The sequence below is a fragment of the Streptomyces sp. NPDC014894 genome, from assembly GCF_043080985.1.
Classification (GTDB): Bacteria; Actinomycetota; Actinomycetes; order Streptomycetales; family Streptomycetaceae; genus Streptomyces.
Genome location: NZ_JBIBWD010000057.1, coordinates 1 through 1,587 on the forward strand (window position 1 = coordinate 1; position 1,587 = coordinate 1,587).

Consider the following 1,587-nt stretch of genomic DNA (forward strand, 5'->3'; position numbering starts at 1 on the left):
CGAGGGTGCGCAGCAGCCGCATATGGGTGGCGAGGAGGCCCAGCCACACGGCCCGCTCGGTGCGGTCCAGCGGACGCGACGGCGAACCCTGCCGCCCGGCCTCCCCGCCCGCCCTCTCGCGGGAGGCGCTCTCGGTGCCCTGGCTCATGCGTACCCTCCAGAAGTTTGTTCCATAACGAATGATATCGGGCGCGGGCGGACCGCGGCGGACGGCCCGGCGGGCCCGGGCGCGGACCGTGGTCCGCGCCCGGGCCCGCCGGGCCGGCCGGAGCGGTCACTCGCCGGACTGGGGGATGATCAGCTTCTCGAAGCCGGTGACCATGCCGTACTCGAGCCGGAGGGCTTCGAGGATGGTGTAGGCGTGGTACTTGGTCATGACGTCGGCGCCGGCGAGGCGCTGGGCCCAGGTCTGGCCGTTGTCGGTGACCTTCTCCAGGGTCTTCTTGGTGACGTAGTTGGTCATCTCGTTGAAGTAGTTCTCCCAGAGGACCCAGGCGTTGGAGAAGCCGATCTTCTCGATGTACTCGAACTCCTGGCCCTCACTGAGGGCTTCCTTGGCGAACTCGATGATGTCGTTGGTGTAGTCGCGGGAGGCCCTGGCGTCCTCGGGGGTGCCGTAGCGGTTGACGTGGCCGGAGACGACGCCCTTGAAGTCGTAGGAGAGGATCCAGTCGTGGGCCTCGGCCCAGCCGCGGATGTTCTCGGAGGCGTCGCAGTTCTTGAACGCGCTCCATCCGGGGCTGATGATGTCGATCGCCGCGAGGGCCTTCTGCCGCGGGGCGTAGATGAAGATGTTGCCCGGGGTGTGGTTGACGCCGTGGTAGTCGAGGTTGAACCGGACGCCGTTGACGTCGAGGGTGTCGCTCTCGGTGATGGTGTCGGTCGGGACGGGCAGCGGGCGGTCGCCGCCGAGGTCGGGCCAGCGCTGGATCATCTCGCGGGTGTAGTCGTGGGCGATGACCTTGGGCTTGTCGGCGGCGAAGATGCCGGCGGCGCCGATGTGGTCGGAGTGCCAGTGGCTGTAGATGAGATGGGTGACGGGCTCGTCGGTGACATCGGCTATCGCGCGCTTGAGGTTGGTCCCCAGCAGCGGCGGGGCGTCCACCACGACGACGCCGTTGCCGGTGCGGACGAACATGGTGTCGTACGCCCCCGAGGTGACGTAGTAGGCGCCGTCGTGGATCTCCTCGACGTGGTAGCCCTGGGCGAGCCGGTTCGGCAGGAACAGCGCGCCGTAGGCGTCGGCGGGAATCGGCCGGTAGTCGGCGAGGGTGTTGAGCGGCATGCCCGCCGCGCCGAGCTGGTGGCGGTCGGTGGGCTCGCCGTGCTTCTGGGAGTCGGTCATCGTACTTTCCTTGTGGCTGGTGGAGACGCGGAGCGCGGCGCGGATGACGCCGGGGCTCCATGGATGCGGGGAGCGGTCCTCGTGGTGGGGACTACTCCCCGATGCGCAGCACGGGCTTGATCGCAGCTCCGGTCCGCGTGTCGTCGGCGGCTTCGTTGATGTGGTCGAAGTCGTAGAGGGTGATGAGGCGGTCGAAGGGGAAGTGTCCGGCGCGGTGGAGGTCGATGAGGCGGGGGATGAAG

General features: G+C 68.4%; 1 protein-coding gene. It reads right to left on the bottom strand.

Annotated elements, in window-relative coordinates:
* Positions 1–274: 274 nt before the first annotated feature.
* Positions 275–1,345, bottom strand: coding sequence for an MBL fold metallo-hydrolase (locus ACF089_RS35900; RefSeq protein ID WP_392036436.1), 1,071 nt, complete (start codon positions 1,343–1,345; stop codon positions 275–277).
* Between the last annotated feature and the right edge of the window lie 242 nt (positions 1,346–1,587).